22 protein-coding genes, 1 other RNA gene and 2 pseudogenes are annotated in these 25788 nt (G+C 39.3%); 12 read left to right on the plus strand and 13 right to left on the minus strand.

What is annotated here, in order from left to right; all coding sequences use genetic code 11:
* Positions 1–300: 300 nt before the first annotated feature.
* Positions 301–672, plus strand: a complete 372-nt coding sequence (locus ACFIJW_RS03610) for a helix-turn-helix domain-containing protein (RefSeq protein ID WP_375629121.1) — start codon at positions 301–303, stop codon at positions 670–672.
* A gap of 156 nt (positions 673–828) precedes the next feature.
* The gene (locus ACFIJW_RS03615; RefSeq protein WP_375633323.1) at positions 829–1008 is read left to right on the plus strand and encodes a hypothetical protein; all 180 of its coding nucleotides are present in this window, start codon (positions 829–831) and stop codon (positions 1006–1008) included.
* A 90-nt stretch (positions 1009–1098) separates the two neighbouring features.
* On the opposite strand, the gene ACFIJW_RS03620 is transcribed toward ACFIJW_RS03615, so the two are convergent.
* The 4 genes from ACFIJW_RS03620 to infA all read right to left on the minus strand — a co-directional run bounded on the left by ACFIJW_RS03620 (position 1099) and on the right by infA (position 4131).
* Positions 1099–2307, minus strand: coding sequence for an MFS transporter (locus tag ACFIJW_RS03620; protein ID WP_375633377.1), 1209 nt, complete (start codon positions 2305–2307; stop codon positions 1099–1101).
* 340 nt (positions 2308–2647) lie between these two features.
* Positions 2648–2932, minus strand: coding sequence for a DNA gyrase inhibitor YacG (gene yacG, locus ACFIJW_RS03625; protein WP_375611670.1), 285 nt, complete (start codon positions 2930–2932; stop codon positions 2648–2650).
* Positions 2933–2953: 21 nt separating this feature from the next.
* On the minus strand, positions 2954–3667 hold the full coding sequence (locus ACFIJW_RS03630) for a Maf family nucleotide pyrophosphatase (RefSeq protein WP_375633324.1): 714 nt from the start codon (positions 3665–3667) through the stop codon (positions 2954–2956).
* Between the two features lie 245 nt (positions 3668–3912).
* On the minus strand, positions 3913–4131 hold the full coding sequence (gene infA, locus ACFIJW_RS03635) for a translation initiation factor IF-1 (RefSeq protein WP_004857577.1): 219 nt from the start codon (positions 4129–4131) through the stop codon (positions 3913–3915).
* Between the two features lie 1587 nt (positions 4132–5718).
* Here infA and ACFIJW_RS03640 point away from each other — a divergent pair.
* Both ACFIJW_RS03640 and ACFIJW_RS03645 read left to right on the plus strand, forming a co-directional pair.
* Positions 5719–6084: a helix-turn-helix domain-containing protein gene (locus ACFIJW_RS03640; protein ID WP_375633325.1), complete on the plus strand. Its 366-nt coding sequence runs from the start codon at positions 5719–5721 to the stop codon at positions 6082–6084.
* 916 nt (positions 6085–7000) lie between these two features.
* Positions 7001–7243 carry a hypothetical protein gene (locus ACFIJW_RS03645; protein WP_375633326.1) on the plus strand — a complete coding sequence of 81 codons (243 nt, stop codon included), beginning with the start codon at positions 7001–7003 and terminating at the stop codon, positions 7241–7243.
* 754 nt (positions 7244–7997) lie between these two features.
* Here ACFIJW_RS03645 and ACFIJW_RS03650 read toward each other — a convergent pair.
* On the minus strand, positions 7998–8579 hold the full coding sequence (locus ACFIJW_RS03650) for a disulfide bond formation protein B (protein ID WP_375613594.1): 582 nt from the start codon (positions 8577–8579) through the stop codon (positions 7998–8000).
* A gap of 10 nt (positions 8580–8589) precedes the next feature.
* Positions 8590–8742: a DUF5993 family protein gene (locus tag ACFIJW_RS03655; protein WP_273790835.1), complete on the minus strand. Its 153-nt coding sequence runs from the start codon at positions 8740–8742 to the stop codon at positions 8590–8592.
* A gap of 799 nt (positions 8743–9541) precedes the next feature.
* Between ACFIJW_RS03655 and purE the strand changes: the two genes are divergently transcribed.
* Positions 9542–10039 carry a 5-(carboxyamino)imidazole ribonucleotide mutase gene (purE, locus tag ACFIJW_RS03660; protein WP_375610656.1) on the plus strand — a complete coding sequence of 166 codons (498 nt, stop codon included), beginning with the start codon at positions 9542–9544 and terminating at the stop codon, positions 10037–10039.
* Between the two features lies 1 nt (position 10040).
* Positions 10041–11216: a 5-(carboxyamino)imidazole ribonucleotide synthase gene (locus ACFIJW_RS03665; protein ID WP_375633327.1), complete on the plus strand. Its 1176-nt coding sequence runs from the start codon at positions 10041–10043 to the stop codon at positions 11214–11216.
* 317 nt (positions 11217–11533) lie between these two features.
* Here the strand turns inward: ACFIJW_RS03665 and ACFIJW_RS03670 are convergent, their stop codons facing one another.
* A complete protein-coding gene (locus ACFIJW_RS03670; RefSeq protein ID WP_375633328.1) occupies positions 11534–11692 on the minus strand; it encodes a hypothetical protein in 159 nt (52 codons plus the stop codon).
* 903 nt (positions 11693–12595) lie between these two features.
* Between ACFIJW_RS03670 and ACFIJW_RS03675 the strand changes: the two genes are divergently transcribed.
* The 6 genes from ACFIJW_RS03675 to ACFIJW_RS03700 all read left to right on the plus strand — a co-directional run bounded on the left by ACFIJW_RS03675 (position 12596) and on the right by ACFIJW_RS03700 (position 18171).
* Positions 12596–12976 (plus strand): hypothetical protein, encoded by a 381-nt coding sequence (locus ACFIJW_RS03675; protein ID WP_375633329.1) that lies wholly within the window; start codon positions 12596–12598, stop codon positions 12974–12976.
* Between the two features lie 1398 nt (positions 12977–14374).
* Positions 14375–14500 (plus strand): type B 50S ribosomal protein L36, encoded by a 126-nt coding sequence (gene ykgO, locus ACFIJW_RS03680; RefSeq protein ID WP_004863016.1) that lies wholly within the window; start codon positions 14375–14377, stop codon positions 14498–14500.
* Positions 14501–14641: 141 nt separating this feature from the next.
* Positions 14642–15427, plus strand: coding sequence for a tetratricopeptide repeat protein (locus tag ACFIJW_RS03685; RefSeq protein ID WP_375633330.1), 786 nt, complete (start codon positions 14642–14644; stop codon positions 15425–15427).
* Between the two features lie 811 nt (positions 15428–16238).
* Positions 16239–16399, plus strand: a non-coding RNA gene (gene ssrS, locus ACFIJW_RS03690) — 6S RNA.
* 326 nt (positions 16400–16725) lie between these two features.
* Positions 16726–17331 carry a 5-formyltetrahydrofolate cyclo-ligase gene (locus tag ACFIJW_RS03695; protein WP_375633378.1) on the plus strand — a complete coding sequence of 202 codons (606 nt, stop codon included), beginning with the start codon at positions 16726–16728 and terminating at the stop codon, positions 17329–17331.
* 18 nt (positions 17332–17349) lie between these two features.
* Entirely contained in the window at positions 17350–18171 is an 822-nt protein-coding gene (locus ACFIJW_RS03700; RefSeq protein ID WP_375613599.1) for a TIGR00282 family metallophosphoesterase, read from the plus strand.
* A gap of 343 nt (positions 18172–18514) precedes the next feature.
* On the opposite strand, the pseudogene ACFIJW_RS03705 reads toward ACFIJW_RS03700, so the two are convergent.
* The 6 genes and pseudogenes from ACFIJW_RS03705 to murA form a co-directional block, all read right to left on the minus strand.
* Positions 18515–18870, minus strand: a pseudogene (locus tag ACFIJW_RS03705) (helix-turn-helix domain-containing protein).
* An 875-nt stretch (positions 18871–19745) separates the two neighbouring features.
* Complete coding sequence (gene traG, locus ACFIJW_RS03710) at positions 19746–21653, minus strand: Ti-type conjugative transfer system protein TraG (RefSeq protein ID WP_375613600.1); 1908 nt, start codon at positions 21651–21653, stop codon at positions 19746–19748.
* 526 nt (positions 21654–22179) lie between these two features.
* Complete coding sequence (locus ACFIJW_RS03715; protein ID WP_375633379.1) at positions 22180–22644, minus strand: helix-turn-helix domain-containing protein; 465 nt, start codon at positions 22642–22644, stop codon at positions 22180–22182.
* Between the two features lie 184 nt (positions 22645–22828).
* Positions 22829–23413 (minus strand): helix-turn-helix domain-containing protein, encoded by a 585-nt coding sequence (locus tag ACFIJW_RS03720; protein WP_375633331.1) that lies wholly within the window; start codon positions 23411–23413, stop codon positions 22829–22831.
* Between the two features lie 235 nt (positions 23414–23648).
* Positions 23649–24000 (minus strand): annotated as a pseudogene (locus tag ACFIJW_RS03725) (UDP-N-acetylglucosamine 1-carboxyvinyltransferase); the annotation flags it as partial.
* A gap of 327 nt (positions 24001–24327) precedes the next feature.
* On the minus strand, positions 24328–25623 hold the full coding sequence (gene murA, locus ACFIJW_RS03730) for a UDP-N-acetylglucosamine 1-carboxyvinyltransferase (RefSeq protein WP_375611654.1): 1296 nt from the start codon (positions 25621–25623) through the stop codon (positions 24328–24330).
* Between the last annotated feature and the right edge of the window lie 165 nt (positions 25624–25788).

Below are 25788 nucleotides of genomic sequence, written 5' to 3' on the forward strand. Positions count from 1 at the left end.
CAGCATAAGAGGATAATTCTTGAGATCCAAAAATATTTTGATTTTTCTTGCCAATCTCCTGAAATTGCCTTATGAATAAATACTGTAAGTTTGGTCATATACGCGACGACCAATAGGGAACTGAAAACCCGAAGACTTGACACATGAATTTATCCCGCTTTGCAGGTATCCCGGAATTCCGGGAGATTTTGCTATGTCCAGGTGCGATGAGCACTAAAAGCAAAAAGCTGAGTCAAGTCAGTGTTTTCAGACTCCCGGAATACCAATGCGAGGGCGCTCGCAACCGGAGGGGGGCTTGAAGTGCCAACTAAAAATCCACATTTTATCGACATTTTGATAGGCAAAAGAATCCGCCACAGACGCATTTCAATAGGGCTTTCCCAAAAAGAATTAGGAAGCTATTTAGGTGTCAGTTTCCAACAAATCCAAAAATACGAAAAAGGCTTAAATCGTGTAAGCGTAGGATGTTTACTCAAAATCGCCCAAAAACTGGAAGTTCCTATAAGCTTTTTTTATGCAGACATTGCTACAAAAGAAGATATCTCAACAAAAGAAAATACCCCACACCGTGATCAAGAAACCTATAGCGAAAAAGAACACACCCTTTTAAAAAATTTTAGAGACCTCCAGCCGAAAAAACAAAAAGCAATCTTGTGGTTAATTTCTGATTAGGAAAAAGAGCAACAATTAACATACCCCTGCCTAAAGTTTCTCATACCTGATATCACCATACCTCCAAGAATGATATTTTACGGCATATAAGATAATTCACACTATAGCTCCTCGTTTTCTGTTTTCATTATTGCTTCAAGTCAAGCTGATTAAGGATTGGCAGCTGAGTTTTTAAGTTTGACTATTCGTAGCAAAGCGGAGTTAAACAAAAATGACATTGTCGCTCAAAACCATGCCCCCAATTGCATTTACGAAACGGTGGAACAGTGTCAAGAAGGCAAAGCCCCGAAAAAAACATATGAGCGTTTAAGTAAAAATCAAAAATTGAATCTATAACGTTGAAAAAGCTGCTCTATGTTGGATTATCTCCACGTCCTCTAAATCTCAAAAAAATGATTTAAAACATTTGTTTTATTGATGAGCCAATCATTGAGATCGAACAATTAACAAAGAACGGTTCAGCAATATCCTGATAGCCAATAAACAGAATAATCCACTCAATCCAGAAAGAAGGAACAATTTTCCAGCCGAAGTGTGACCTAAAACAAACGCTCCAACAAACGGCGCCACCAACATAGCTAAATTTTGTATAGACTGCACCCATCCGGAAGCCACCCCAATCTGTTCATTGAAATTGCTTACCAGATAAACATTAGAAGATATGGAAAAGTAAGCGCTAACCATTCCAATAAGGAAAAAACAGAGCAACAAAGTCTCAATACGGAGTAAATCAAAGTAAAAAAAGCACACTGAGATCATGACAAAACCAATCATTGTTGACATTGCCGGCATTAACAACTCTGATATTTTGCCTGTAAGGGGTTTATGCTTTGATTGTTTCACACTCCAAAATCCATAGAGAAAATTACCGATTGCCGAAGCCGATACCAGCATCCCAAGAGCCTGTTTATTCATTTTCATTGCACTAAGAATAACCGGCAACTGATTATTCACCATAAAGATCATGGCAAAATACACAAACATCACCGCCACATAGGCATACCAAGTTGTCCCATAAAGCCTCTGCTTTGATTTTATGGTATTCGCTGTTTTTATCATGAGCGACGAGACAGGTTGTGCACCAAGACAACAAAACACGATAAAGCCTAGCAATGTCAAAAATCCAGAAAACAATAAAGTATAGGTATCTGATAAAAGTACAGACAGAGCACTCCCCAAAGCAGGTCCGATCATCTTTGCTGCGCTATTAATCATGTTAAGCACAGAATAGTAACGAGTCCGTCCGTTTTCAGGCACCGAATTTGCACTAAGAACGGAAATTGCAGGCATGGCTAGACTGTTGAATGTCGCTCGAATAACTGCCAGTATAATAAATCCTTGCAGACTCGTCGCCATCAATAAACCGACAGTACAGAGTGCCCGTAACAGCAGTGACGCCCGCAACCAATGGATCATAGAACGGTGACTTACCAACATTCCAATTGGCTTAGACAGAACGATACCAGGTAATAATGTTGCCGCTCCAATAAAAGCGACATCATATTGATCAGCTTTCCACGTGAACACAGATACGGTCAAAATCACGATATAATCAATCCAACCGCCAAATGACACCACGCCATTACCCAGCAAAAGCACCAACAAGCGATTTTTTATTACCCCATCTCTTTGCACCAAAACACGCACCCCTCTTTTTTCGTTAGCAATACTGATTAGATGATCAATTTTTCCTCACACCCTAAAGGCATCAACAACTTTCACGCAACAAAGCACCATCGACCTTCATGCAACAAAGCAATTTATAATTATCCATGGTAAACAAAACCTCTGGAGATAAGTCTTAGATATGTATTAAAACTTCCATCGTTGATTGAACTTAATCTGCGTCTTTGCGAATGACGATAATAAGCAAGCCGTTAATCCAGCTCTTAAATACATTTACGATAATCCCGCGCGCCTCCCCTTCAGTTCCCACACAAAAAACGCTTTAGCGTTCTTTTCTCAAGAGAACTCTTTATTCTTCTTCATCACTTACTTGTGGTGGGGGTGGTAAAATATAAGAGCCTGAAAGCCAACGATTAAGATCAATAGCTCGGCACCGTGTGGAACAAAAAGGATAAGAAGATTTTTGTGACATCTGACCACAAATAGGACAAGGATGCGGAGGACGGGTCTCTTTTTGCAAATTTAGCTCTTTTTGTTCTTGGCACACCTTTGTCATTGGCTTCTTCATTAACTTTTCTTCTGTTGCTTTTTTTTCATTTTTGCTTTTCTCTTTTTGTTGCTTTTCACCTTGCATTGATCTTACCTTAAAGTTTTTCTAATGCGTTTGTTCAGCCCAATAAGTGAAAAGTGGATAGTGATAAGCGGTCAAGAGATCGGCTGTTTCAGCCAAAGGCAATCCCACAACATTAGAATAAGAACCCGTGATATGGACAACAAAAGCCCCTGCTTTTCCTTGGATAGCGTAGCCACCCGCTTTCCCTTGCCATTCTCCTGAAGCAAGGTAAGCCTTCATCATGGCAGAAGTTAAGCGTCTAAAGCGAACACGACTTTCAACCAATTTTACGGTTATTTTTCCACGTTCATTGAGCGCACAAATGGCACCATAGACCTTATGCGAACGCCCAGAAAGGTATCGTAAACATTCATAAGCCTCATCCTCGCTTTCTGGTTTGGGGAAAATGGTCCGCCCAACAGCCACCACGGTATCAGCCGCCAAGATAATCATTTTCTGTCCAGGTAATTTTTCTTGACCATTCTGCAACTCGTCTTGACCATTCTGACTGTACCAGCGCAAAATTTCTTGGGCTTTCAGCGCTTTTTCTTTTGCCAAACGTTTGGCAAGGTTTGCAGGATGTTCTTTTAATTTTGGCGTTTCATCAATATCGCTTGCATAAACCTGCTGGGGATCAATCCCTATTTGTGCCAAGAGCGCTAAACGCCTTGGTGAAGCGGAGGCAAGCACCAAATAAATTTCTTCTGTAAGAGTATCTGCCAAACGTTTTTCCCCCCACTCTCTTATATTTCTCATTTCCACCCCTTCACAATCGACTTCCCTCTCGCCCCCTTAAGCACCCCCTTTTTAAGCGCGCCCCTTTAGCCTCCCTTTTAAGCGCTATTGATCTCCTTATCCTTTTTCCGCATCGATTTTACAGTTTTTCAAGGCTCTTCAAACACTCCCCTTTTTTCACTCATGAAAAGCAAACTAAAAAACTGTTAAAAAATAATAGAAATAATATGATAGCTTTTAGAAAAAAGTGCAAGCCACCCACGAGGCTACTTATAGCGATATGTAATACGCCCTTTTGTCAAATCATAAGGTGTCATTTCCACCATGATTTTATCACCGGCCAACACCCGTATACGATTTTTCCGCATTCTACCAGCGGTATGAGCAATAATTTCATGATCATTTTCCAGTTTCACACGAAACATCGCGTTAGGTAAGAGTTCAGTAACGATACCAGAAAATTCTAAAACTTCTTCTTTTGACATAAACAAACATTTCCTTTACAGTGCACATATTTTGTTAAGCTGCGCGTTATTTCCAGCGTTCATATCCTATTTTCTTAAGTTTGTGAATAAAAATTCCACAAAAAGGGAAAGGTTTTTCAAGTTTACTCTTCCATGCTCTCAAAAAACGTCATCCCACACCTTAAGAATCAAAACTTTTTTTTCACCAATTTTACCCGCTAATTTCCTTCAATTTTTATGATGATTTTGGTTTCAGTGTGACAAGAAATTACGCTAATTTTTTCCCCTAAAGCATTTTCCCAACACCTCTGACTAATCCCTCCACAACTTACGAACAATCATCCTCTCTCCAACTTTTCCTCACCTTCCACACCTTAAACATGCGCCCTTCAGATAAACACCACTCCCCCCACGCCAGAAGCCCTTCCTTTTCTCAAAAACCTTCTCCATTCTTCACACACCATTCACAACATGCTTCACTGCCCCACACTTCATACTCTACGCATTTCCCATACAGCCTTCCCCATTTTCTCTCTCTTCACACGCTTCCTCTAAGCCACTCTTTCCATTTATGTTGTTCTTCCTACCTTCGAAAACACGATCCCTATACATTGCGTATCATTAACCACAACGCCTCTAACGACATAAAGCCTTTTCCTTTTTTACACATTTCCGTTTTCACGCTTTTACGTATTTACAGAATAAAGCCACATGAAACTTCCACACCGCACCACTCTATAAACAATAGTATTACCCCAGCTTCTTGCCTAGCCAATCTCCCCCAAGCACTTCAGATCACCCCACATCCACGGACTTCAGCCCCCCCTCAAATGACACCACTTCATCAAGTACCATAAAAGCAAAGCGCTATCTCCTCACACCATCCTTCACGCATCCCTTCGCACCACCGCCTCTTACCCCCTCTAGTCTGTTCATTCCTATTCCACCCCCACAACACTCTCTTCTCCCTTCAATCTCCCGCAGGCTTCATCCCAGCTTACCACTCCATTCACAAAAACTCTTTCCCCCATTTATCTCACCACATTCCATGCCATGCCAAAAGCATACACAATGCACAAATCCTCTACTCCTTTTTCACGAATATACGTTTTTAAGCTTCCCTTCTAATCATGATTTCGGAGCCGCGTGAGAGGGACAAAACAAGCCGTTAAGTTCTGGGGGTCAAGGACGCCGTTAGGCGCCATGTAATGGTCTCCTTGACCTTAAGAACCTAGGATTGTTAGTCCCCTCATTAAAAGCGGGTCTGATCTCATGATTTTGGTGAGCGTTCCGGAGAGTTTGAGAGGCGGAAAGCCTCTCATTAAAAAATAAAGTTTATAAATAAAAACTATTTTCATTTGCCAATCTCCTGAAATTACTTTATCACTTAAAAGATATTTTGATCGTCTACGCAGCGATCAAGAGGGATTCAAAAACCCTAAGCTCTAGCGTAAAATGAGCCCACTCTTGTGGGTGTCCCGGAATTCCGGGAGTTTTTGCCATGTCCAGGTGCTTTAAGCACTAAAAGCAAAAAAGCTGACTAGAGCTCAGTATTTTGACTCCCGGAATACCAATGCGAGGGCGCTCGCAACCGGAGGGGGGCTTGAAGTGCAAACCAAAAATCCAAATTTTATCGATATTCTGATAGGCAAAAGAATTCGTCAAAGAAGAATTGCCATGGGGCTTTCCCAAAAAGAATTAGGAAGCTATTTAGGTGTCAGTTTTCAACAAATCCAAAAATATGAAAAAGGCTTCAATCGTGTAAGCGCAGGGTGTTTACTCAAAATCGCCCAAAAACTGGAAGTTCCCATAAGCTTTTTTTATGCAGATATTGCCACAAAAGAAAATCTTTCAACACATGCCGCACACTATGATCAAGAAACATACAGCGAAAAAGAACATTCCCTTTTGAAAAATTTTAGAGAGCTCCAGCCGAAAAAACAAAAAGCAATCTTATGGTTGATTTCTGATTAAGCAAAAGTGCACACAAAGCATAAATTCTCCGCATCATTTTACGGACATACGTTTTTATTTTACGGATCAACGTTTTGATGCTTCTCCACATTTACAGAAAGCAGCCAAACGAAACTTTCAAATTCCCCCCGCATCACTTTGTAAACATAGGTTTGTCAACAATACAGCTTCTTACTCTAGCCAATTCCCCTGCTGATTTCAGATCACGACACCACAAAGGATAATGTTGCATCAAACGCGACAGATACGTCCTATTTTAAAATATTCTTGCCCCTTCACCACCCTAAAGTAAGAACACGCAAAGCACCGGTCAATCCCACTTCAAAAACAACTTTCCCCACACCCTCTCTCCTCTCTCGTCAACACACCCGCCTCTTCATCCAAGCTTCCCCCCTTCATAAAACTCTTCATCCCCACACCCCAATCTTCTCTCCACATTCCATGCCATGATAAAATCATACACCACGCATAAAGTCCCAGCTTCCTTTTTTACACATTTCCGTTTTTCCGCTTTTGCATATTTACAGAAAGCAGAAAATCTGTAAAAAATGCATTATACAATAACGTTTTCAACAACTGTCATCAAAATCTCGCCTCCCTTTTCATCTAAATCCCCCTATTTTCACTTAAATCATAGATATAAACCGCCTTATTATTGTATTGAGCAGCATAAAATTTTTCGAAAAATTCTAACGATCAAAAGGGTGCATAAGAAGCATTTTACGACTTTTAAAAGAATTTTTATTTACACCCAGTGCTTTTTTGTAACGTAGAAGAGCACATTTAATTAATTGACTATAAGAAAGTTTGAAATGAGAGAAGCTTTTCGTTTTTCTCGTTCAACATCCACAACGATAACTCCTTCTTATAAATCAATTTTTTTCGTAATACAAAACGCACCAAAAGGAATAGACTTGTGTTGCATATTCACGCGCTTGTTTTAAAGAAAGATCTCTCAACGCTCATCACACCCATTTTGCAAAACGCCGCCCGTAAAGAAATGGTAAGCCCCCATGAAGTGTATAAAATCCATTCAGCCCTCCCCTATCTTTACGCTTATGGAAAAACACGTTTACGCTTATGGAAGAACAAGGCCGGCATCATCACAAAAACTCTGCCAGCTCCCAATGTTGCAGACAGCCTTCGGTTCAAGAGATAATTCATTAAAGGCATGCCTTTCTTGTACAGTTTTGATCCACATGCACGACCCACCACTTATGATGTATAAGCCAAGTAATTTTAATTGATTTAATATGAGAGAACTGGTGATGAGAAATTTTATTATATTCAGCAACGCGCTTCACGGTAAAAAATGGTTATTTATTATTATAAATCAATATATTAATAAAGAAGAGAGTCATCATCAAGACGCTTACCTTTTTCTAAAAAAAGGCTTCACACTGAAAGAAAACATCTAAAACTTAGATAAAAAAAAAGGTTTGCCTCTAATAAACAAACCTCTGCAGAAAATTATTCACATAACTTTCAAAATTTTAAATTAATCCCTCTAGAAGCAATAAAAAGCTTTAGAAGCACCAAAATGAATACAAAAACTTATTTAACACAATGTTAAGAAAAATCAAGAACAAAAAATTTTTATCGTTAATGCACCTTTAAAAAAACGAGGCTTTTTAACCCACGCGGCTCAAAAGTTCGGGGCTTCTCTACAAACGCCTCCAAGCCAATCAATCCCTTCATCTCTCTCAAAAGACAGCATAAAAGGTTCACAGTACAAGTCTTCGCTAAAAAAAATATCAATCGCCAGCGCTCATAAAAGCCAGCGTTGGTATAAAAGATCAGATTATCGAACAATCTTGCTGAAATGTCTTCCCAATAAATAAAAAAGAAGCGGATTCTTAAATATTTCCGCTTCTTTAACAATAAAAATTATGATGAGGGATTATTAAAAAATTTCAAGACTGTGAAGGGAACCAATTTGATAACAATTCATACCTTACAGGATCATCGGCACATTGCCCACCACCACATTCCAGTATGGTAGAAATCAAATTTGCCGCAATCAAAAACACAAATAAAAAACTTGCTGCTTTACTCAAGACTGGAAAAGGAGAAAATTCTTTGAACTTGTGTGCCAATTCGCCTAAAATCATGACAAATGAGACAGCAAAGATACAAAGGACAGAAATAATGAAAGCCCAAGTATAAAAATGCAATCCAAAGAACGTTGAACCATATCCTAAATCATCGGGTGTGATATGCAAAAACACTTGCCGTGCTGCCACAGCACTGGTTACCATACAACCAAGAATAACCATACCATAATGGGTATTTTTCACCTTATGGTGAATATTGAGTAAGAACCCACAACCTGCCAGCATCAATCCAACGCGCTGCAGCAAACAAAGGGGACAAGGTAACTCAAACTTTACCAATTGATAATAAAAAGCCACCACCAAGACAATAGATAACCCAAAGAGTCCTAGCGTATTCATAAAGATGACGAAGTGAGGATTTTTTTGTTCAACATGTTCCATGGCTATTCTCTCAAAAAGATAAATTTAAAGTGGAAGTTGCGTGATGATTGAAAGTGAGAAGAATGACAACAAATAAAATTGCCCACAAAGCATAACTTATATTTTTTTTGCCACACATAGTCGTTACTGCAGTACCTAAAGCGATTAAAAATGGAAGAAACATAGCTTTTAAATCTCCTTTACATCCGTTGTTTAACTCTTATTTATTTCAGCGTTCACCATATTACAAAATTGGGCAAAAAAGAGACCATGGATTTATTATTCACAATTCGTCACTCGCGATTGATATTGCCATTATATTTAAGTGAAAAACGATATAATCGCTCAGAAGCACATCTCAACAAAAGCGTTAAAAGCACAAAAGCGTTGATTATTCGCTTCCCCTTATATCAGCCATTGTTAAAGATATATCGACAATTATAAAGATTATATCCCCCCACTCACAAAAGAATTACGTGAACAACAAAATAAATAGGCTTTGAAATCGAGAGATATACATCTCTTTTTTTCTCAAAAGAATATCCTCACTTTGCAACGCATTTTCGCCATAAAAATCTCTTTTTCTCATAAGCAATGTTTCAAATTGCAACAGATTTTATATCATATGGTGATCTTGTTTATTTTAGCAAATAAAAAATAAGACATTTTAAAAAAAACTTATAATCAATGGCTTTTCCCCAATGCACTTTTCCCTCTTATCTTAAATAAAAGACAATGCCGCAAGCTCAACAGCCTCATGGGTCCCACGCCACCCCGTGACATTACCCTCCCCCTCACAAAAAGTGCTTCATGCCTTCAATACTTTAGTTTTTCATCTCTCGAGATCCCCTTTAAATTTTTAGCTTTCCACCTTATTTGAAAAATAACTGTTTCTCTGTCATCAATTGGCTTTGCAAAAAGAATATAAAACTTTAAAAAAATAATGATAAAGAATCGCATTGAACCTTTGAAAAGGATAGAGAATGATGAAAAAATCATGTGATGTGGCGATTTTAATGGGGAGCCAATCGGATTGGCAAACGATGTGCCATAGTGCAGATATTTTGACGAATCTTGGTATTTCTCATAGTTCGCATATTGTCTCAGCACACCGAACTCCTGAACGCCTTTATCAATTTGCAAAAGAAGCAAAAGAAGCAGGGTTTAAAGTTTTAATTGCCGGTGCGGGGGGTGCAGCGCATCTTCCAGGTATGTTAGCAGCCCTTACTCCTCTTCCTGTTTTTGGCGTTCCAGTGCATTCTCACTCTCTTTCTGGTCAAGATTCTTTGCTTTCAATCGTGCAAATGCCAGCAGGGATACCCGTCGGCACATTAGCAATTGGCAAAGCAGGCGCAATTAATGCAGCACTTTTAGCCGCAGCCGTTATGGCCGTTTATGACCATGATCTCGCCCAACGATTAGAAGATTGGCGTCAACAACAAACAGCCAATGTCGCCCAAACGCCTGTAACGGAGGTTTAAAATGGCACCGTTTTTCAACACCTCCTCAGCCAACGCCACCCCCTCCAACGCCACCCCCTCCAACACCACCTCGTCCAACACCACTCCCTTCACCATGTTACCTCCAGGCAGCGTCATTGGTTTAATCGGGGGCGGACAATTAGCACGGATGCTCGCCATAGCGGCTGCAGAATTAGGATTTCGAACCGTTATTTTTTGCCCTGAAGCCGATTGCCCAGCCGCTCAAACAGCAAACAACCATATTGTTTCCTCCTATGACGATATATCAGCTTTAGATCATTTTATTTCTCAGTGTGATGTTGTCAGCTATGAATTTGAAAATCTTTCGCTTCAAACGGTTCAATATGTAGAAAAGAGTAAGCCTGTTTATCCTTCTTCCAAAGCATTAGAGATCACGCAAGATCGACTTTTTGAGAAGCAATTTTTGCGTGATCAAGGGATTGGCACCGCGTTATGGCACGCTGTTGACAATTCTTCTTCTCTTCTTTCCGCTCTTGATACCTTAGGCGGACGTGGTCTTTTAAAGACGCGTCGTTTTGGTTATGACGGAAAAAACCAGATCAAGCTTGATCACCCAGATGAACAAACCCTTGACGAAGCCTTAAGGACTTTTCAAGAACAGCCTTGTATTTTGGAAGAAATAGTTCCTTTTTTATCGGAAATTTCGGTTCTCTCGGCCCGCACAAAACAAGGAGAACATATTTTTTATGATTGCCCTGAAAACCAACATAAAAACGGAATTCTTCATAAATCCTTTGTTCCATCACATATTCCACTTGACGTGCAAAAAGCAGCTCAAGAAATCAGTGTAACAGTCATGGATGCCCTCGATTATGTTGGTGTTCTTTGTATTGAACTTTTTGTCTTAACGAATGGTCATCTTTTAGTGAATGAATTAGCACCGCGTGTCCATAATTCTGGTCATTGGACACAAAAGGCATGCATAACTTCACAATTTGAACAGCATATCCGTGCTATTTGCGGACTTCCCTTAGGCAGTCCCTATCGCCACAGCGATTGCCAAATGACCAATCTTATTGGTAACAATTTTAGCACGTTAAAATATTTTCTGAAGCAAGAGCGCACCTCGATCCATTTATATGGCAAAAGCACTGCTCACCCCAACCGCAAAATGGGGCATATCATCCAATTACTGGGACCAGCCAACAAATCTTAAGCCCACATATATATATAAATACTTTTTCACACTTTTCCCCAAAATGAACTGAAAAAACAACCTCTCCCCCACACCGATATCCAGCGGCTCAAAGCGCCCCTAACCTTTTAATTCGCCCCTAGCAGGGCTTCACGCCCTCCTACAAGCCCTGCTCTTTTAAAAACATCACCTCTTCCCCCTCCAAACCGCTTCATCCTACATGAACATCTCATCCGCCCTCAAAAACAACCTCTCCCCCCCACACCGATATCCAAGCAGCACAACAAGCGCTCCCAACCCTTCAACTCCACCCCCTAGCTCTTCTCCCCTTCCTTTTCTCAAAAATATCCCCCCACGGCTAAAAACAATCCACCAGCCCCCAACTTCCCCTCAACGGATACCTTCCACAGCATAAATATTCCCCATAACATACGCAGCCCCTTCATTTTTCTTTTAATGCCAATCTTTAAGAAATAGACTGATCTATTGCACCCCATAGATACCAATCCCCATGATTGCGCTTTTATTGTCTCTAGCTTCTCTTCTTATGTTCATTTTTTCACAAAAGCATTTTCACAAAAGCATCGTTTTGTTTTCCATAAAATCGCTGCAAAGAGGTAAAACGTATTACTCTCCCCAAACAACTCTCGAGAATTCGGCCCAATATCAGCCAGACGATAGCCCCCCTCCAGCATAGCAACTTTCTTCTTTTTCTCCTCTCTCTTTTTCCTTCAACGGATAGAAGATTTTCTCCTTTCGTTAATTCCCCCCCCAACACATTCCTCGAAAAGGTTTCCTGAACTTCTCCCCAAAGGCTTAAGTTTCTTCTTTTCAGATCAATTTTTCTTCTCTCACAAAACCCTCCCCTTTTTTAGTGCATCAATTTTCTCACCTTTTAATCCTGTTAAGATAATGAATTATAAGGCACATCACCACCGTATAATGCGCATTGATTTTATGGCATCTTTTTATTGCATCTCGCACAATTCTTTATGAACTCCCCTTATCGTAAACGCACTTTGTTTACGCATATTCTTAACCACCCATAAGAGATTGTCTGTAACTCTCTAATCCTGCTCAGCAATGACATTCGTCACCCCCAACAGACCAGCGCTTCATGAAGTTCCCACAATTTTTCTCAATCCAAGCTTCTTTCAAGAGCACCTAATAATTTATAAATATAAATGTTTATTTTATTATCCTGATAAAGCTAAACTATACTTTTTAATACTATCATTTTAACACTATCAGTGCCTTTAAAACGCTCATTGTGCGAAAAAATACTTCATTTCTAACAATAATAAAATAATTTCGCTTGTATCTTATCTTAATATGTGATTAACGTTCAGCACAAACTTAGATCTTTTTATAGCAAAAATACCATACAAAAGGGGAAAATAATGGAGGGGATCTCTTCAAACAAACTCAAAAATGAAAACAATGAAAATAAAGAAGAAACTTTAAATGAGGCACAGTCTGTTCCTCCCCAAAAACGTAAAGGGGGTCCATTTAGACATATGTTGTTCCTCTTTCTTTTAACTTTTCGTAAACCCATTGTTTTCGTAACGAAAATCCTAGCGATAGGCTTTTTATTAATGGCAGGAATTCTTTGTCTAACATACCTCGCAGTAGGAAGAGAGTCATTACCCCTATCGATCGGGATACCAATGATCATTACGTCAGCTCTCTTTGGCATTTGCAACATGTATATAAATTGGTATTATGACATGCTTTTATTACGTTTATCGCCAGACAATGTGAAGCTTTCACTCTTTCAATAAACATCATCATAGACCACCCTTGGGAAGGTCAAATTTTTTCTGCAACATGGATATTAAAAGGAATTCAAACTATCCACATTCAAGAGCCAAAGTGTATTCTCAGTATACTGGCTCCCTTATTGGATAATTTGAATTCCCCATCTGCTCGACAATATCCAGCACTCCACCCACGTAGAAATAATTGGGTTGCAAAGAATCATAAACTATTGCCTTAAAAGAGAAATTTATGCATAATCTTTCACTCTAACCGCACAGATTTAATCCCTCATTAAAAGTACAGAGCGCTCCGTCCCTGATCTCCACGTCAAAGATATAATTACAGGATATGATTACAGCACTAAGCTTATCCATTCCCAAACCAAATATCCTCTCACCCCTCACGTAAAATAAAAAGCCTCAAACAGAAGACACTTGTGTTGCCAATTTACGCACTTGTTTTACCACGCGCTTATTTTAAAGAAACATTTGGCCAATGCACATTGCCCCACCACTTCACAACAGCAGCCCCGGTCATAGAGCATAAAAACTCTCGATAATAACTTAAACATTCATAGTGCACCACCCTCTTTAAACTTATGAAGCGTAAACGCCAACCTCATCATACCGCTTTGCCAGTCTCCAATGTTACCACACTCTTAGCATTTGAAAGCATTCATAAAAGACCGTTTTATTCCTTATCTTCAAGTATCTTTACCATAAATCAATCCCGCTTGTGATATGCAAGCAGCGAATGCTATGCTTAAAGATACACAGATTTGCAATGAGAAAACCTTAAGACTATGCGAAACTCTTATTTTACTATGTTTTCTCTGAACAATAGAAATTTATCCTTATCAATTCATCATCTTCGTCATCATCATGCGGTTTATTTTTTAGGTTTTAAGAATAAGCCTTAAGAATATCCTCACACACGAACAAAAAACACCTCATGTTATAAATTTTACATGAGCCTTACTAAACGATGATATTTTACGAAAAAACAGGATTATTTTCTCACAAATAGGAAGCTTTTACTTTTTTTCACTCTTTGTGCTTTTTTGTGTCCTTCTTTTTACGAGAAAATTTTTACCTCCAAGGCAACCATTAACACACACTATAGGAATTTGTAAGGGATATACCCTTGACAAGAATAAGACTTCTTGTTAGATCTCTCCTACTTTTTTGCAATTTTCACTTATCGTTGTGCTAATGAAGTGGTTAGTGCGTACCTTAAGAGTACGCTTTTCTTTTTGTGATCACAGTGAAAAAGTGTATCGTGTGATGTTATGATGCAAGTACGATATCGCAATGCAATGCTCATTAAAGTGAGCAGTCTATTGGGGTTGTGGTATTGTATTTTCGTATTTTAATATTGTATTATAGTATTGTGTTACGTAAACTATTTAAACGGTGAATATGATGAAAATTAAAAATTCGCTTAAAGCACTAAAAGAGCGCCACCGTAACAATCGTTTGGTGCGTCGTAAGGGTCGTGTTTATATTCTTAATAAAACGAACCCACGTTTTAGAGCACGTCAGGGCTAATTTCTTTAGGGTCAATGTTTTTATGCCTACTTTAATTGTAGGCTTAAAAATTTTTTCTTGCGTTTTTTTGTTATAAGTCCGTTGATTACAAGTCTAGTATTTGATAATATTTGGTGATTTATCTTTTGGGGGCTTGTTTTTATGGATTCTTCTATTTTTTTAAAAGCCTTTCGATTTTTTCAGCTGCGTTTTTTCTGTATTTTCCAGCGCGCGTTTTTTCTTTCTTTTGTTGGCGTTTTTTGTTTTGTTCCCTCGAGCTATGGGCAAAATCCTTCTTCTCTTCCTGAAGATCGGCCTTCTCCACAATCGCTTTTACCGTTAGATGATCTTATTCCCAATTCTCCTCCCTCCTCCTCAACGCCCTCCGATTCTGATTCTTCGGCGGTTATTCTTGAAGATCTTGACAAAGAGCAGCTTTCCCATGTTGACAGAGTTAAGCAGCGCAAAGAAGCAGAAATTTCACGTTTACTCAAAGAATTGAAATATTGTGCTGATGTTGCTAAAGCGAAAAAGATCAGTCAACAGCTTCAACATTTATGGTCCCAATCGGGGAGCGAGACGATTGATCTTTTGATGTCATGGGCTGAAAATGCACTCAACAGCGACGATTATGGACTTGCGCTTGATTATATTGATAATGCTCTTGCACTTTTACCTACTCATGCTGAAGCTTGGATAAGACGCGCTTGGATTCACATTCAACTGAACGATTTCAAACTTGCCCTGCTTGATCTCAACCATGCTCTTGAACTTGAGCCGCGCAATTATAGTGCTTTTTTTGAACTTGGCGTTGTCATGGAAGCAACGGAGCGTCCAAAACTTGCTCTTAAAGCTTATGAAACAGCATTGGATTACTATCCACAAATGCGCAGGATTCAAAAGCGCGTGCAAGCTCTATTAGACGAACAATCACCACAAGCTCTTTGAAACCATTCAAAAACGAGACGCTTTACGGCATCCTTTCAAACCTAGATAAGACACAAGCCGGCTTCACATTCCACTCAATAAACTGCCCCTGCTTATAACCACACCATCACCCCCCACACAATTCACAGTACTTTTTTTGAATTTTGACTTTTTTGTATTGAAGGCATCTTCCAAACACTGCCAATATACTCCCTACAGAATTTCTTCTCATAGCAAGCAAACGCTTCCACGCCGGAGTCCTCTTCACGCCGTTTCTTCTTTTCACACCTTCCATCATGGATAAAAAAAATTTGTAAACACGATCCTCAAAAAATACTTTTTGAAAAAAGCTTAAAACATCGCTTAGCGCCTCTGATAAACTATCATCATCTGTTTTTTATTTTTAAGCTTCAACCATAGCAGCACATACCGTATCGGCTCTCCTTCACCCCTCAAAGTTGATAAAACAGCCCTGAAATATGGATTCACAAAGCAAAAACTTCAAAGACGCAACACCAATTCAACCAACATCCTTGAATAAGAAATATTTCCCTTCAAACCTCCTCCAAGTATTCCCGCGAAACATAAAAATCAAGCATTGTCCCAAAAGAGCCAATCAAGCCATTGCCAATAAACCGTTCTGCGTCACTCAAACACCCACCCCCACTCATATTTTTTGCTTTTTTACTTTGAATAAGCCATCCATCATACAGCCATTTCGAGCAGCCACCAGCAAGGTTATAAAAACTCTCCTGAAATACTTTTTGAAAAAGAAGAGAGCGAGGTTATTTTATCTCTAGCAGAAGCTCTGAAATTGTTTTATATTAAGGAGGGTGTTCTGCGCTTCTCGACAGGAAATAACGTATTCCTGAGACCTTAATGATCTCCAAGGGAGCTGTCCCTGATCAAGCCCGTGGGCTTTTTCATATGGCGCCCACCTATTTGTATAGGTTCCCGGGATCAGCTTTTTCCATCGGCTGTTGTGGATCACCCTTTTTTACATCAAATTTTTCCAGCTAAAATTGAGAGCGTCTTTTTACATAAGACCAATGACGATACTCTTTTCAAGAAATAAAAATTACGATAGGCTTTATTTTGTAGAACAGACAGCACTTACAAATAATCCCCTCTGTGAATCTGCTTCATCCCTTCGCACGCAAGCAGCGCAAAAGCGGCTTGTTGCACCAAGATACCCCCTAAAGAGCACACACTTTTTTCATGCTTTTTTTTTCATGAGCACAGCTCTTGTCCTAACAGAGATTTACAAAACGCCAACAATGGATAAAATACCAGCATCTTATAAAATAATTGACGAGACAATGACAAATAATCCCCTCTATGAATCTGCTTCATCCCTTCGCACACAGCAACGCAAAAGCGGTTTATCGCGTCGTGATGCTCTTTTAACAGAAGAGCGTGCACTCTTTTCACAGCGTGCTTGTTGCCACTTTATTGAATACCTTGAAAAGAAGGGAACCGATTTTTCACGCCTCATTTTAGCAGGCTATTGGCCCATTAAATCGGAAATTGACCCGCGTCCTTTACTGGATGCTGTAGCGTTACGCGGTGGGCATTTAGCCTTACCAGCAGTTCTTGATTCCACCACCATGATTTTCCGTGCATTTTCGCCCAGCACGATTTTAGAGCCCATGCGTTTTGGCACCTTTGGTCCGAGTGCAGACAATGACGTTGTTGCCCCCAATAATATTATTGTTCCGCTTTCTGCGTTTGATCGTCAATGTCACCGTCTTGGCTATGGAGGAGGATACTATGACCGTGCTGTTGCAGCTCTTGAAAAACAAGGGCATCAAATGATATTATGGGGCATAGGATTTTCATGTCAGGAGGTTTCCTCTATTCCCGCAGCAGAACAAGATCTACAGGTACAAGGAATTTTTACAGAAAAAGGTTTCTTAAAATGTTAAAATGTGATTAAAGCGCCTATGCGTTTTTTATTTTTAGGTGACATTGTTGGTAGCACAGGCTGTAAAGCTGTTTTTGAACACCTTCCTCAACTGATTGAGAAATGGCAGCTTGATTTTGTTGTGGTAAATGGTGAAAATGCCTCTGGTGGTTTTGGTCTCACACAAGAAACGTATCAAGATCTTTTGATAACCGGTGTTGATGTTGTCACCACAGGTAATCATGCTTTTTCTCACAAAGAAGCATTGCAGTATGCCCATGAGAGTGATCGTTTTTTACGCCCTGCCAATTTTTCGAAAGAAACTCCTGGAAAAGGTTCTGGTGTTTTTACGGCAAAAAATGGCGCCCGTGTTCTTGTCGCCAATCTGTTGGGCAACGTTTTTATGCCGTGTAAAGTAGAAGATCCATTTGAAACAGCGGAGAATATTCTGCTTGCCTGTTCGTTGATGGAGCAAGCCGATACGATTATTTTTGACTTTCACGCAGAAACGACAAGCGAGAAGCAATGTTTTGGCCATTTTCTTGATGGTCGTGTGAGTGTTATCGTTGGCACCCATACGCATATTCCCACGGCTGACGCGCAGATCTTAGAAGGTGGGAGCGCCTATTTAACAGATGCAGGCATGTGTGGAGATTATAATTCATCTCTTGGAATGGATAAAGAAGAACCCTTACACCGTTTTCTTTATAAGACGAAGCAAGATCGTTTTGAACCGGCATGTGGTCCTGCCACCCTTTGTGGTTTAGCGGTTGAGATTTCAGATCGCACCGGTTTAGCAGAAAAGGTCTCAGCGGTACGGATTGGTCCTCATTTAAAGCCTGAAGTTCCGGATTTTTGGTAGCTTCTTTTAAGCCACCCCTTTGATAGTTTCTTTCCAAGATTTTCTTTTGAGAACTCTATTTGGCAAGACGACTTTTCCAGCCCTTCCCAAATCCCTACTAAAAACACCCCGCCCTCCAATTTACCTAATACAGCAACTTTTCTAGCACAAATAAGTCACTCTTTTAAAAAAAAATAAAGGATAAAAGATAAAATTTTTCGTGATTTTTAAAACGATGAGAAGGAGGTTTTATTTGGACATTTCTGCGGGGGGGGGGGAGGAGAAATGTTAACCCCCTTCTCTAGAAAAAGCTTTATATAATAATTTATTATTTAGCAAGAGCCTCTTTAATCTTTTTTTAATTCTAACGAAAATTTAATCTTAAAATTGCTTTCTGCTTTTTAGGTTTGAGCTCTCTAAAACTTTTCAAAAGAATGTGCTCTTCTTTACTTGCGATCCCTTCATCACAGCAATACAAGACGTCTTCTTTTGTTGAGAGACCAGAATAAAAAAGGAAATGGGAACATTAAGAATGTCGGCAATCTCCTGTAAACGCCCTGCGCCTATACGATTAGAGCCTTTTTCATATTTTTGGATTTGTTGAAAAGTCACACCTAACTGACTGCCTAATTGCTTTTGCGACATTCCCAGCATTGTTCTTTTAAAGCGAATTTTTCTGCCTATCGAAATATCGTTAAAGTGTGGATTTTTAGTTTGCACTTCAAGCTCCCCTACCGGTTGCGAGCGCCTCTTATGCGTATTCCGGGAGTCTGAAAGTACTGAGTTCAGTCAGCTTTTTTTGCTTTTAGTGCTAGAGAGCACCTGGACATAGCAAAAACTCCCGGAATCCCGGGACACCCACAAGAGTAGGTTCATTTTTACGCTCGGATTTTAGGGGTTTTTGAATCCCTCTTGGTCGTTGCGTAGACGACCAAAGTTACCCTTTAAGGTATAAAGTAATTTCATGAAATTAGCAATAAAATTTAAAAACAGTCTTTATTTGTATTTTTATAAGAGGCAGATAACCTCTCATTTTTGATTAAATTATATACGAACGAAGTGAGCGCTATTTATTGAAATAAGTATAAGATCATAATCAAGAGATGCTAGACGTATTAGCTCGTAGTAAAAGCCTTTCATAGACATCATTAGCAAACAAGCAAAGAAATATCATGATAACAAAACCAATGACCATTGCTGTTTGGTGTTCATAGGGTGCAACTCTCGCTGTGTATCCCCAAAAAAGAAAAATAGGAATAAAACCAAGCCACCAACAAAGAAGTTTAAGAAGGCAAAAACTGGTTTACGAATGAATAATAAAATAAGGAAGATTGCGTAAAGCAACCTTTTAACTATTACAGCCAATATTCTACGTATTATCTTGAACACCCCACGCATTATAATTGATAAGATACTCTTTTTATGTCTTGATTTTTTTGGTGTTTGTATTCTTAGCAGAAAGATCGTTTATGACTTTCTCCCATTTTCAAGCCACTATATTATAAAAATGTAATATAAAAATGATTTATCTCTAATTATATCATCCAAAAATACAACAATACTTTATTCATTTTAACTAAAAAATAGATGCTTTATTAAGAAGAAAAGCTATTTTCATTAGTAAGAGCTGTTAAATCCTTACGTCTAAAATAGATAGAGCGTCCACAACGAACAGGTGGTTGCCCTTGCATAAGAATAATCTGTTCGTCTTTTCGCATTTCTTGTGTTATTTCATGTGGATATATTAAAGGTCTATGCTGGGTGTTTATATTTTCTGTCCCTCTTGTATGGAATCCTCCTAGAGGTTTGCTTGAATCTTTCACTTCAATGGTCATTTGACCACATGCCTTAGATATATTTTCAGCAGTTTTAATATCTTTTATTGCGGCATAGCTTACAAAAGCACAATTTTCAAACCATGTCATAACGCCTGACGAACCGAAATAGTGTTCTATTTGATCTACAGACTTGTAAAAAAGCATGAGAGATATACCATATTTGCGTCCATGATCACGTGCTTCTTCTAAAATGTTCATATATCCTAAAAGATCAGCATTATCTAAAATAAAGAGCGCTCTTTTTGCATAATTACCATTAGCGGCTTCCATAGCTCTGAGAAAAGAGCCAACAAGGACACGCCCAACACCTGGATAAGATTTTAAAATTTTTGAGGGGATATTTAGAAAAATATCAATATTTCCCTTTGTTATATCGGTAGTTTTAAAATCATGACCACTGATAAGGTTTGCATAGTTAGAGAGTGAAAGCCATTGTATATCTTTTGCAGCAGTAGAATAGACATCTGAGAAAGTTTGTTCAGCCATATTTGTAAACACCCCAAGGGTTTCACGAATAAATTGGGATGGAGAATTTGATCGTATAGATTGCAATTTTCCAATCACGGATGGTTCTGGCATTGACATGATCGTATGAAGGGTTTTTAAGTTTTTTTCCTTTAATGTGTATTCATCAGAAAAGACAATATGCGCAAGTAGTCCTGTTAACAAATTATGTGCCTGTAATACAAAAAATTGATCAGTCGAAGTTGATTTGTCGTTTTCAGAAAGAAGGAGTCTAGCAACTTCAACCAACCCCGCTTCTCTTTCATAAAGGGGGAGATTTTCATCTAACAGCCAATCTAAAGGATTAAAAGTTTCCGTTGAAGAACCATGAGGATCAAGAACGTATACTTTTCTGTTTGACAGCTGCCTTGTTTTTTTTACCATTGGAGCGACTTCAGTTGAAGGGTCAAAAACGATCAGTGGACCGGAATATTTGAGACAAGTTGGAATAACATTACTGGTTGTTTTATAACTACCAGAACCAGCAAAAAATAACATATGGGTTGAATCAAAATTGAGTTTATATGTCAACAATGGCTGGCGACCACCTTTTCCCCATGTTGTTTTGTCTTTAGGATTAAAAGGGACATCTTTAACAATATCTTTGTCGACTCTATAGCGCTCTCCTATGACGACTTCGCCATCACGAGGAAAAATCTTTTCAAGGCGTTTCATACTCATCCATTGAACACCACCAAAGATCGTATTTTTTGAAATTTTCAAAGGTGAAGCTTTAGGTAATGATAGTTTTATCGTGTAACCAAGGATAATAACGCCAATAACAACACCCCATAAAACCATCCTATCAAAGAAAGGAAGAACATCCGCCCATGTCATATTATCTTGACCTACATATGGACTAAGTCTGATATATTCATTTGCACTATAATAAGTTGCAAACAAACCAAAGATGATCATGGACGAAATAGTGATATTTTTTCTGATATGCCTTTTTTGTAATAAGATGAATGAAGAACATGAAAATGCAATAAGGATTAAAATATCCAGTGGCTTTGATCTTACAAACCAATAAGCATCAGGCGTCGTTCCATTTTCTGTAATGTTATTGATGGTTATATTGACCAAAAAAGCTACAATGATTGAAAAGATGAGTGGCAATGCTAAAAATATAATCTGTTTTTTGTCTAATTTATTGACCATTTTCCCCCCTGCATACCAGAAAAAGCTTCTCTTCCTATTTTTTCGAAATTTTTGAATTTTTATCAAGTTTTGAAACGTAAAGCAAACCATCTTAAGATGAAAGACTTATCTGCCTTTCTAAGACGGGCTTTTATAAAAAGCTCCCCTAAACTAATTTTTCAAGAATTTTTCCAAAGTTTCTTTGATGCTTCACGCGCTATTTAAATTTCTTACTTAACTCTTTTACGACACTGTATATGCTTCTTAACAGAAAAAAAAACCAATAACAATATGCATTAGTGTTCACTGAAAAAAAAGCGCGGTTTATCATGTTGTGCCGTAAAACCTTGTTGTTTAGAGCCGTGATATAAGGCATGTAAAACTTTCCATATTAAGTGTTTTTAGAGTGTGTAATAAATGGGCATGACTTGCCCTGTAACGCCCTTTTTAAAGTGAACCACATGAATGGGTCAGGAGTAGGTCAAAACCCCGCCAACAGAAGCCGGACTGTTTACAGAGCAGCCCTTAAGTCAGGAATATGCATCCTTTAGAGCGTAGAGCGGGAGGAAATCAAACACAAAATTGCCTTCTGTTTTTGAGGTTTGAGCTCTCTAAAACTTTTCAAAAGGATGTGCTCTTCTTTGCTTGCGATCCCTTCATCACAGCAATACAAGGCATTTTCTTTTGTCGAGAGATCAGCGTAAAAAAAGGAAATGGGAACATTAAGAATGTCGGCAATTTCCTGTAAACGCCCAGCTCCTATACGATTAGAGCCTTTTTCATATTTTTGGATTTGTTGAAAAGTCACACCTAACTGGCTGCCTAATTTCTTTTGCGACACTCCCAGCATTGTTCTTTTAAAGCGAATTTTTCTGCCTATCGAAATATCATTAAAGTGTGGATTTTTAGCTTTCACTTCAAGCTCCCCTGCCGGTTGCGAGCGCCTCTTATGCGTATTCCGGGAGTCTGAAAGTACTGAGTTCGAATCAGCTTTTTTGCTTTTAGTGCTCATCGCACCTGGACATAGCAAAAACTCCCGGAATCTCGCAATACTTATAAAACAGGCTAATGTCTCATCTTGGATTTTCAGGCTTTGGGTTCCACCATTCAACCACACTGTACGACGAGAACCTTGGTGCTTGTTCATAAAATAATTTCTGGAGACCAGCAATAAAATTTAAAACAGTGTTTTTATCTCATGAGACAATCAAACACAAAATTGCTTTCTGTTTTTGAGGTTTGAGCTCTCTAAAACTTTTCAAAAGGATGTGCTCTTCTTTACTTGCGATCCCTTCATCACAGCAATACAAGACATTTTCTTTTGTTGAGAGATCCGTATAGAAAAAAGAAATGGGAACATTGAAAATATCAGCAATTTCCTGTAAACGCCCCGCCCCTATACGATTAGAGCCTTTTTCATATTTTTGGATTTGTTGAAAAGTCACCCCTAACTGACTGCCTAATTTCTTTTGTGACATTCCAAGCATTGTTCTTTTAAAGCGAATTTTTCTGCCTATCGAAATGTCGTTAAAGTGTGGATTTTTAGCTTTCACTTCAAGCTCCCCTGCCGGTTGCGAGCGCCCTCGCATTGGTATTCCGGGAGTTGAAAGAGCTGAAACTTGACTCAGCCTTTTGCTTTTAGTGCTAGAGCGCACCTGGACATAACAAAAGCTCCCGGAAATCCGGGATATCCATAAAGCTGGATAAATACGTGTCTCAAGTTTAGGGTCTTTCATTCCCTGTTGATCGCTGCGTAGACGACCAAAACATTCTCTTACCAATAAAGTAATTTCATGAAATTAGCAATAAAATTTAAAAACAGTCTTTATTTTATGAGCTCCACCCCCGCCTCTCAAACTTTTATGCCCGCTCGTAAAAACTCCAAAACCATGAGATAAAACCCACGTTCATTGAGAAGATTAACAAACCTTGTTTTTTGAGATCACACCTCCCAAAAGCACACCTAACAACATATCACCCCCTCCCAAAGCCATTTTTGAGAGACATCTTACAGATTTACACTGTGATGCGTTGGATTTTTGCGCCACAACGAGCCAATTTTTCTTCTAATCTCTCAAATCCACGATCAAGATGATAAACACGATTGACGATTGTTTTCCCCTTTGCTGCCAATGTAACAAGAGTAAGAGGGCTGCAATCACAAGAGAAACAAGAAGCACGCAAATCCGTCGCCATGATGAGTCCCCCCTTGCAAATTCTCTGTTCCATGAGATAGTTGCCCTCTCGCCCATCAAGCTTTATTTGCGCCCTCAAGCGATTGAGTTCTTGAACATGCATAAAACGATTTTCGAAAACCGTCTCTGTAATATGCGCGCTTCCCTCAACCCCGCGTCATGAGCGCCATGAACGAAACTTAGACAATAATCACGAGCCTCTTCAAGAGTGAGAGAAGCAAAACTTTACACGAAAGAAAAACCATTCCGAAAAGAAAACAGCAGCCACAAAAGCCATACCCTTGAAAGATGGAGATTTGAAAGAACTATTGAGAAAATCATCAAGAATATACGGCTCCAAAATTCCACAAGCAAGAGAGTAAACCATTAAAAATGCACCAGCCAAGCCCAGCCCCTCCCAACAAGCAAACATTGTGTTAAAACGCCCCCAAGCAATCGCCCCCCTCAACCACAGCGCAAAGCATTCAGCATATCTTTAACAGGTTTACACTTTAACAGGTTTACACTGTGATACGTTGGATTTTTGCGCCACAACGAGCCAATTTTTCTTCTAATCTCTCAAATCCACGATCAAGATGATAAACACGATTGACGATTGTTTCCCCCTTTGCTGCCAATGCTGCAATCACAAGAGAAACAGAAGCACGCAAATCCGTCGCCATGACAGGAGCCCCTTGCAAATTCTCTGTTCCATAGACAGTTGCCGTCTGCCCATCAAGCTTTATCTGTGCTCCTAAGCGATTGAGTTCTTGAACATGCATAAAACGATTTTCGAAAACCGTCTCTGTAATATGCGCGATTCCTTCAGCCCGTGTCATGAGCGCCATGAATTGCGCTTGGAGATCAGTTGGAAAAGCAGGATAAGGTCCTGTTTTAATATCAACGGGCATAATTTTGGTGTTCTTTGGATTTCGCTTAATATGAATTCCTTGAGGTTCTATTTGAATCTCGAGTCCTGTTTTTTGGAGCACCTTAAGCACCTTTGTGAGATGATTAGGATTTGCATTTTTAAGAAAGACATCTCCTCCCGTCATAGCAACAGCCATTGCATATGTTCCCGCTTCGATTCGATCAGCAATAACGCGTACTCTAGCACCGTTGAGTTTTTTAACCCCTTCAATTGTAAGCGTTGTTGTTCCTTCACCGGTTATTTGAGCCCCCATAGCATTCAGAGTTCGAATAAGGTTTGTCACTTCTGGCTCACAAGCTGCATTCTCAAGAGTGGTTGTTCCCTTTGCCATTGTCGCCGCCATCAGCAGCACATGGGTTCCACCAACAGTGACTTTAGGGAAACGATAGTGAGCACCTTTTAACCCCTTTAGCGCTTTTGCATGAACATATCCATTTTCGATAGTAATCTGTGCGCCTAAAGTTTTAAGTCCCTCAAGGATAAAATCGACAGGTCTTGTTCCAATAGCGCATCCTCCAGGAAGCGAAACATAAGCCTCTGCGCATCGTGCAAGCAGTGGTCCGATAACCCAAAAGCTTGCACGCATTTTTTTCACCAGTTCGTATGGTGCCCGTGTTGTGGCTATTTTTTGCGCCGTAAAATGAATTGTTCTTGAATTCACACATTCATCGTTAAACTCTTGTCCATCAACGGCATATCCAACACCATGATTATTGAGAATACGAATAAGCAATTCAACATCGGCCAGATGCGGAATATTTTCTAAAGTGAGCGTTTCTTCTGTCAGCAGCGCCGCAATCATAAGAGGCAATGCAGCATTTTTTGCCCCTGATATAGGAATTGTTCCTTGAAGTTTTTTTCCCCCAACAATTTGAATAGAATCCATCGTGTTTTCCCTCTTTTCCTTTGTGCCTGCCCTTCCAAAGGATTGTCCCCCTTCGGGAAGTTATGCTTTATTAATCGTTTTAGAACGCATTCTAACTATGAGAACAAATTATTGAGAAGTTTGGTTGCAAAAATTTACTAAAAAACATTTTTTTGCATTTTAGAG

Source organism: Bartonella sp. MM97QHHN (genome assembly GCF_042194285.1).
Lineage (GTDB): Bacteria > Pseudomonadota > Alphaproteobacteria > Rhizobiales > Rhizobiaceae > Bartonella.

What these genes read in the sequence shown, in the direction of transcription:
- yacG (WP_375611670.1), bottom strand. Translation starts at nt 2,932, where the DNA reads ATGCAAGGTGAAAAGCAACAAAAAGAGAAAAGCAAAAATGAAAAAAAA.
- ACFIJW_RS03630 (WP_375633324.1), bottom strand. Translation starts at nt 3,667, where the DNA reads ATGAGAAATATAAGAGAGTGGGGGGAAAAACGTTTGGCAGATACTCTT.
- infA (WP_004857577.1), bottom strand. Translation starts at nt 4,131, where the DNA reads ATGTCAAAAGAAGAAGTTTTAGAATTTTCTGGTATCGTTACTGAACTC.
- ACFIJW_RS03650 (WP_375613594.1), bottom strand. Translation starts at nt 8,579, where the DNA reads ATGGAACATGTTGAACAAAAAAATCCTCACTTCGTCATCTTTATGAAT.
- ACFIJW_RS03655 (WP_273790835.1), bottom strand. Translation starts at nt 8,742, where the DNA reads ATGTTTCTTCCATTTTTAATCGCTTTAGGTACTGCAGTAACGACTATG.
- purE (WP_375610656.1), top strand. Translation starts at nt 9,542, where the DNA reads ATGATGAAAAAATCATGTGATGTGGCGATTTTAATGGGGAGCCAATCG.
- ACFIJW_RS03665 (WP_375633327.1), top strand. Translation starts at nt 10,041, where the DNA reads ATGGCACCGTTTTTCAACACCTCCTCAGCCAACGCCACCCCCTCCAAC.
- ACFIJW_RS03670 (WP_375633328.1), bottom strand. Translation starts at nt 11,692, where the DNA reads ATGGGGTGCAATAGATCAGTCTATTTCTTAAAGATTGGCATTAAAAGA.
- ACFIJW_RS03675 (WP_375633329.1), top strand. Translation starts at nt 12,596, where the DNA reads ATGGAGGGGATCTCTTCAAACAAACTCAAAAATGAAAACAATGAAAAT.
- ykgO (WP_004863016.1), top strand. Translation starts at nt 14,375, where the DNA reads ATGAAAATTAAAAATTCGCTTAAAGCACTAAAAGAGCGCCACCGTAAC.
- ACFIJW_RS03685 (WP_375633330.1), top strand. Translation starts at nt 14,642, where the DNA reads ATGGATTCTTCTATTTTTTTAAAAGCCTTTCGATTTTTTCAGCTGCGT.
- ACFIJW_RS03695 (WP_375633378.1), top strand. Translation starts at nt 16,726, where the DNA reads ATGACAAATAATCCCCTCTATGAATCTGCTTCATCCCTTCGCACACAG.
- ACFIJW_RS03700 (WP_375613599.1), top strand. Translation starts at nt 17,350, where the DNA reads ATGCGTTTTTTATTTTTAGGTGACATTGTTGGTAGCACAGGCTGTAAA.
- traG (WP_375613600.1), bottom strand. Translation starts at nt 21,653, where the DNA reads ATGGTCAATAAATTAGACAAAAAACAGATTATATTTTTAGCATTGCCA.
- ACFIJW_RS03715 (WP_375633379.1), bottom strand. Translation starts at nt 22,644, where the DNA reads ATGAGCACTAAAAGCAAAAAAGCTGATTCGAACTCAGTACTTTCAGAC.
- murA (WP_375611654.1), bottom strand. Translation starts at nt 25,623, where the DNA reads ATGGATTCTATTCAAATTGTTGGGGGAAAAAAACTTCAAGGAACAATT.